The 5,686-nt window shown below is 54.2% G+C and carries 7 protein-coding genes, 1 tRNA gene and 2 pseudogenes; 6 read left to right on the plus strand and 4 right to left on the minus strand.

Translation table 11 applies throughout. The annotated features are described in order from the left end of the window. On the plus strand, nt 1-108 hold a 108-nt coding region (locus tag ACMX3H_RS16480; RefSeq protein ID WP_415209556.1), incomplete at its 5' end, for a transposase domain-containing protein. Nucleotides 109-174: 66 nt separating this feature from the next. On the opposite strand, the gene ACMX3H_RS16485 is transcribed toward ACMX3H_RS16480, so the two are convergent. The 3 genes from ACMX3H_RS16485 to ACMX3H_RS16495 form a co-directional block, all read right to left on the minus strand. After that, nucleotides 175-735: a hypothetical protein gene (locus ACMX3H_RS16485; RefSeq protein WP_415211595.1), complete on the minus strand. Its 561-nt coding sequence runs from the start codon at nt 733-735 to the stop codon at nt 175-177. Next, nucleotides 729-2,000, minus strand: a complete 1,272-nt coding sequence (locus ACMX3H_RS16490; RefSeq protein WP_415211596.1) for a hypothetical protein — start codon at nt 1,998-2,000, stop codon at nt 729-731. The genes ACMX3H_RS16485 and ACMX3H_RS16490 overlap by 7 nt, the downstream gene beginning before the upstream one ends. Nucleotides 2,001-2,713: 713 nt before the next feature. Continuing rightward, nucleotides 2,714-2,801 (minus strand) — tRNA-Ser (locus tag ACMX3H_RS16495). A 223-nt stretch (nt 2,802-3,024) separates the two neighbouring features. Between ACMX3H_RS16495 and yccA the strand changes: the two are divergent. Both yccA and ACMX3H_RS16505 read left to right on the plus strand, forming a co-directional pair. Beyond that, nucleotides 3,025-3,685: pseudogene (yccA, locus tag ACMX3H_RS16500) on the plus strand (FtsH protease modulator YccA). 125 nt (nt 3,686-3,810) lie between these two features. Beyond that, complete coding sequence (locus tag ACMX3H_RS16505; protein WP_415211597.1) at nt 3,811-4,137, plus strand: TusE/DsrC/DsvC family sulfur relay protein; 327 nt, start codon at nt 3,811-3,813, stop codon at nt 4,135-4,137. A 273-nt stretch (nt 4,138-4,410) separates the two neighbouring features. Here the strand turns inward: ACMX3H_RS16505 and ACMX3H_RS16510 are convergent. After that, nucleotides 4,411-4,625: pseudogene (locus ACMX3H_RS16510) on the minus strand (acylphosphatase); the annotation flags it as partial. A gap of 271 nt (nt 4,626-4,896) precedes the next feature. Between ACMX3H_RS16510 and ACMX3H_RS16515 the strand changes: the two are divergent. The 3 genes from ACMX3H_RS16515 to panM (ACMX3H_RS16525) are packed head-to-tail and all read left to right on the plus strand — an operon-like array spanning nt 4,897 to nt 5,472. Further along, nucleotides 4,897-5,046 carry a hypothetical protein gene (locus ACMX3H_RS16515; protein ID WP_415211598.1) on the plus strand — a complete coding sequence of 50 codons (150 nt, stop codon included), beginning with the start codon at nt 4,897-4,899 and terminating at the stop codon, nt 5,044-5,046. A 22-nt stretch (nt 5,047-5,068) separates the two neighbouring features. Further along, nucleotides 5,069-5,248: an aspartate 1-decarboxylase autocleavage activator PanM gene (gene panM / locus ACMX3H_RS16520; RefSeq protein ID WP_415211599.1), complete on the plus strand. Its 180-nt coding sequence runs from the start codon at nt 5,069-5,071 to the stop codon at nt 5,246-5,248. Further along, complete coding sequence (panM, locus tag ACMX3H_RS16525) at nt 5,239-5,472, plus strand: aspartate 1-decarboxylase autocleavage activator PanM (protein ID WP_415211600.1); 234 nt, start codon at nt 5,239-5,241, stop codon at nt 5,470-5,472. The genes panM (ACMX3H_RS16520) and panM (ACMX3H_RS16525) overlap by 10 nt, the downstream gene beginning before the upstream one ends. The last annotated feature ends 214 nt before the right edge of the window (nt 5,473-5,686 follow it).

Below are 5,686 nucleotides of genomic sequence, written 5' to 3' on the forward strand. Positions count from 1 at the left end.
GTGGAGCCGGAAGCGTATCTGCGCCATGTGCTGGCGATTATCGCGGATCATCCCATCAACAAAATCAAAGAGCTCCTGCCGTGGAACCTCACCATCCCTGCTGAATAACTGTCAATACGGCGCTGGGCGTACGCTTACCCATCACTCACCTTTCCCTAAATTGCGGCCGCGGCGTCACTGCTCACCGCTTTGTATTGCGATATCGAGTATTTCATCTCTCACCACCGCTGCCGCTTCTTTCGTGCCTGTTAGCGCCTTATGATTTAATTTCTCCACGATTTCCCTTAATTCAACTTCGGCGGCCTCTGCTTCATCAACGCTGCCCAGGGCGCTTCTAAGCTCAGCCAATTTGCGCATCGCCTCGTTATGCAGCGACTTTGTACGCGTCAATCGCTGCGCCATATCTCCGCTTACCCTGGCCTCACCAACATACTCTTTCAATATACGCTTGGCATTAGCGGCCTGTATGGCAATATCCGTCGCCGCAAATCTGGCCTCGTGCGATCTGCGTATGGCGGTCTCTAAATTCGCTTTCGCCTTGGTAACATGGCTTTTGGCCACCTTCGCGGCATGCTTGGCTTGCGCGGCATCACCCGTTGTTTTGCCGCGCATAGCGATATCTTTCGCATTTTTGCCAAGCGCCGCATTCCCGCCCGTTTCGGCATTAATATCCGCTGCCGTCTCGTTAATACCCGCAACGTGCCGTAACTCGCCCGCCGAGATTTCCTCTACCACGCCGCCATCGTCATACCGGCTGATGCGTACGGCACCATCAATGGCCGCCCCCCCTCAAGGCCGCTTAAAGCTTCCATATCGCCCAACGCCTCGCCTATTGCCGATGTCGCCTCGACGGCGGCGTTGAGAGCGCCCTCGCTAGCCGTTACCGCGGTTTCACCCGCCGCCTCAGCGGCACCCTCTCCGAACGCCGCGAAAGCGCCGGCGAGGCCGATGGCGCCTTCGGCGGCGATTGTCATACCCACCGTTATTGCATCTTTCCACCCCATACCGTCTTGGGAAAGCACCACCTCTGTTTTGGTCAGGTGGCCTGTTTTGGAAAGCCCTCTCTCGCTTTGGAGCGGGTGGTCCAATAGTGTGTTTTCCGTCTGTTCCAAGGCCAGCTTTGCCGTTGCCGCCAGCGCGTCTATCTTGGCCACTTCTTCAGACGTCGGGTGATAATTTTCATATTCCACCATCATGAAGTGAATTTCCCGCGCGATAAAGTCGGCTAAGGCCTCTGCGGGGTTCATCACCGTTGTCGCAGCGTCTTCCACGGCTTGTACCGCTTGGTTCGCTCTACCCGCCAGATAGTTAGCAATGGCGGATTTCACTAAAGTTTGGTGGAAGGCTTTTCTAAGACTCTTTTGATAGTGGTTTTTTTGCGCCCCGTCTGCTGTTTGTTCCAGCGACACATAAGCCTGCTCCGCCGCCCGTTTTGCTAACACTGAAGCTTCTGCCGCCGCTTGCACGACGGCAACGATACCGTTGCCGCCGGCGGCACGCTTTGAGGATTCATCAACATAATGTACGGCTAATTCGGCGCTGGCCGCTGTATCCGCTGCCACCTGTAACAACTCTTTGAGGCTTCTTGTCGCGACGGTTTCACATTTCGGCTCGCAGGTGTCTTCTCTTTTCACCCTTTTCCCGGGGTCGCGCTGCTGTCTTGGCGGATGGGACGTCGCCGTCGCGGAGTTCTCTTTATATTCTGGCAATTGATACCGACCCATCGTTCCGAAAGCGGCGGTTAATGCCGGCGGGCGTCGTTTATTGCCGTTCCCAACCTGATGTTGCCCGTCGCCAAGAATGTGCTCATCCAGGATATCAGGCACGTGCTTTACTGGAGACGCGCAGGCTGTATTGCATTTCCCTTTACCTTTTATGCCGTTTGGCACTGCCTCATCAAATACCGGCAACAAACGCCTATTGAATTTTCCCTCCCGTTTGCGGCCGTGAACACTACCCGCATTGCGAGCTTTTAGTAACCACGTTGAAATCGGCATCATGACTCCTTATAAAAAATGACTTATCTCGCAAAGAATTTGCTAAAGATAATTTATTCATTTGTCTCGAAACCTATTACCTCATTTCTTTTAGGTGGGTGGAAATGACAGGTTCTGCCGACATTTTGCCATAGGGACAGAAACGAAGGGTCAAGCTCGATGGAGAATGCTTCACCTATCGGTTAAATAACGTAATAACGAAATGCAGTTATTGTTCGCGGCGGAGATGACAACTTCAACGTGCGAAACAGCAACAGTTATTTTGTCTGGCTTACACGACGCTCGCGCATTATTCGGTGAGGGTGGGTCATGGGACGGGCCTTGACCGGTCGCCCCCATAGCTTACCGCCCTGGTCATAACAGGCCTGACAGTCCCAGGATCTGCAAAACGTATTCAACCACACTTGTGGCGTTAAACAGGCTAAGGAGAAGCCGGTAGCGGTATGTATTCCGCCGGCTACGCAAACCTGACTTATTAAGCGGGGGGTGGGCCGTGGTGATCTGCACCATGCACAAGCGGCAAGCCCGGCGTTCGCCGGCTGAGACAAATCGTGCATGTCTGGCACTAACGAAGCGGATCACGCGTGCAGACCCGATAAATGCTGGCGCCGTGTGTTCATGCATCGCCGTTATTCATCGGCTAAGGAATTCAGGAGGGCGGCATTAAGGCGTCAAGTGGAAGCCGTAGAAGCATGGGAGCCTTTCGGGCGTCGAGATGGCGGAGAAGTAGAGATTCGAACTCTAGAACGCTTGCGCGTCGCCGGTTTTCAAGACCGGTGCCTTCAACCACTCGGCCACTCCTCCGCAACGAGGCGAACTATAAACAGAGTCATTCCGGTTGTAAAGAGCGTTTTGCGCTAATCGACTGAAAAATCGCCATTAGTCTGCTGTCCGCCTGCGCTTTGTCCGCCGCCGCCGCCGTAGGCGCTAGTGCGTAAAGATGGGTAAAAGCCATAGGCGCAACGGTGGCAAGCTATTAATCTTACATCAAATATTCTTGGCACACCTTTATGATGAGAGGCAAATTATGGATCGTTTGATTGCGACGTCATCGCGCAGGCATTCGCTATTAAGCACCCACAAGGTGCTGCACAATACCTATTTCATGTTGTCGCTGACGCTGGTATTTTCGGCGCTTACCGCCACTGCAAGTACGTTGCTACGTTTGCCGGCACCCGGTTTGATCCTGATGCTAGTCGGTTTTTACGGACTTCTGTTCCTGACGTACCGTCTGGCCAACAGTCCGGCGGGTATTCTCACCACTTTCGCCCTGACCGGTTTTATGGGCTATACCCTGGGACCGCTACTTGAGTATGCTGCTGGCGTCCGGTGCAGGGGACGTCATTATGCTGGCGCTGGGCGGCACCGCGCTGGTGTTCTTTTGCTGCTCGGCGTACGTTCTCACCACCCGCAAGGATATGTCTTTCCTCTCGGAAATGATGATGGCCGGCTTCGTGCTGCTGCTGGTCGCGGTCATCGCTAATCTTTTCCTGCACATTCCCGCCCTGTCGCTGGCAATAAGCGTCATGTTTATCCTGTTTTCCTCTGGCGCGATCTTGTGGGAAACCAGCAATATCATCCACGGCGGAGAGACGAACTACATCCGCGCCACCGTTAGCCTCTATGTATCGCTGTACAATATCTTCGTCAGCCTGCAGAGTATCTTCGGCGGCATGCGCAGCAACTGATATCTCGTCTTATTCATCCCCCGCCTGTGGGCGCACCGGTGCGCCCACAGGCGGGGCGGGGTGTTTTCTGACCGGCGGATTTGCTATCCTTTCTCAATGAGATCATTTGAGCCGGACAGGAATCGATGGAGTTTAACGGCGCAGAAATCAAAACCGATACGCAGGGGTATTTGACCCACCCGCAGGACTGGAGCGAGGAGTTAGCGGTAGAAATCGCCCGCCTCGAAGGGCTTACCCTTAGCGAAGCCCACTGGCAGGTAATCCATTTCGTACGTGCGTTCTATTTACAATACAATACGTCGCCGGCCGTCCGGATGCTGGTAAAGGCCATGGCGCAGGCTTACGGCGAGGAGAAAGGGAACAGCCGTTACCTTTTCCGTTTGTTTCCACAGGGCCCCGCCAAGCAGGCAACGAAAATCGCTGGCTTGCCCAAACCGGTGAAATGCCTTTAACGTCCCTGCGGTGCTGCTGGCGATAACCGATAACGCTGCGTGACCCGACCGCTCATGCAGTCAGCGAAGCGGCAAGACATGACGTTCGCAAGGTCCGCCCTTGAACTCGACTTTCCCAACGGGTAAAGCTCGCCCTGCTTATGACGCCCAGCCTACCTATGCCCCCTTTCCTGCATATGAAGCCTACCCTGGCTATAAAGTCCATCCTGCATGTTAAGCCTATCGTGCATAAGAAGCTTACCTTACGGGTAAAACGCTGATGCCCGCTGGCGGTCAGTAGTGGATGTCAAAGCCGTTAAAATCACCAAGGCTGCTTCCGTTGCGCGGTTCGGTAAGAACTTTATCCACCCGGGCGTGCGCCGGCCCCCCTGCCGTAGCCAGGCCAGCAGATTTTCAACCCGCTCACTTTCGCCGCAGGCCACGACTTCCACGCTGCCGTCATCCTGGTTACGGACATAGCCGCTCAGCCCCAATTTCTTTGCCTGATGTAAAGGTAAGCGCCCCGTGGAGGACGTCTTGAATTATTGGTGGGTTTGCTGTACGAAACAGTAAACCTACGTTACACGCTTATGCTCATTGCATTTTCACATTGTATTGATTTTAATAACTTTTATTTCCATCCCGGTTTGAGTGATATGAAATTAATGATTCTGAAGTTTGTGATAGTGTCCATTAAAATTTAAGTGGACACTATCATCACCGGATTATCCATGATCTGACAGCCGTCCCTTATAGGATGCGGGTTCACTAGGCATCCTAGTGGAACATATTCTTACCGGGCCATACAACAAACCCACCAATAATTCAAGACGTCCTCCACGGGGCGCTTACGGATATCGCGCGGTAAACGGCGGTAAGTGCGCTATACTGTCGCCGACGATCTTCGCCTCTCCGTGCGAATCGGGATAACGGTAACGGCTGTAAGGAACCCATGAAACTGACGATTGAACGGCTGACGGTACTAAGCCCCCAGGATAAGCTTGATCTGGCAAAGATTTGGCCTGCCGTGGATGTCGACGCGCTACAACACCAGCTTACCCGCTCCAACGCGCTGTTCGTCGCGCGGTTCAACGATCGGCTGTTGGGGGGGGCGGTGCGCGGGTGGAGATAGATGCCGCCTGCAGTGAGGGCCGGCTGGTGGGGCTACGCGTGCGGCCGGAAACCCGCCGGCGTGGCGTGGGCCTTTATTTATTGGATGAAACCCGCCGCCAGATGCCCGGTATCATCTATTGGTGGCTTAGCAATCAACAACCGCTTGAGGATGCCGCCCTGATGGGGAAATTTATGACCTCCTGCGGCTTCTACGAAGAGCCCGACGGCTGGCATCAGTGCTAACGGCCCGCCGTGGTCGACCGCCGGAACACCGAACTGCCGGTCTATACCCATTTCCATGACCGCAAATACCCTGCCTGCAGATTCCGACGTATCCGATCATCTGTTCCGGCGACATCCGATCAGTTATTCCGATATTTTCCGATCACCCATTCCAGTGATATTCGATCACGTGTTCGCTCATCTTCTGACTCAGTTTTAGTCTATTTTTCCTGTG

Origin of the sequence: Sodalis sp. (in: enterobacteria), from assembly GCF_047607725.1 — a bacterium.
In the GTDB taxonomy this organism is placed as follows: Bacteria; Pseudomonadota; Gammaproteobacteria; order Enterobacterales; family Enterobacteriaceae; genus JBLKSS01.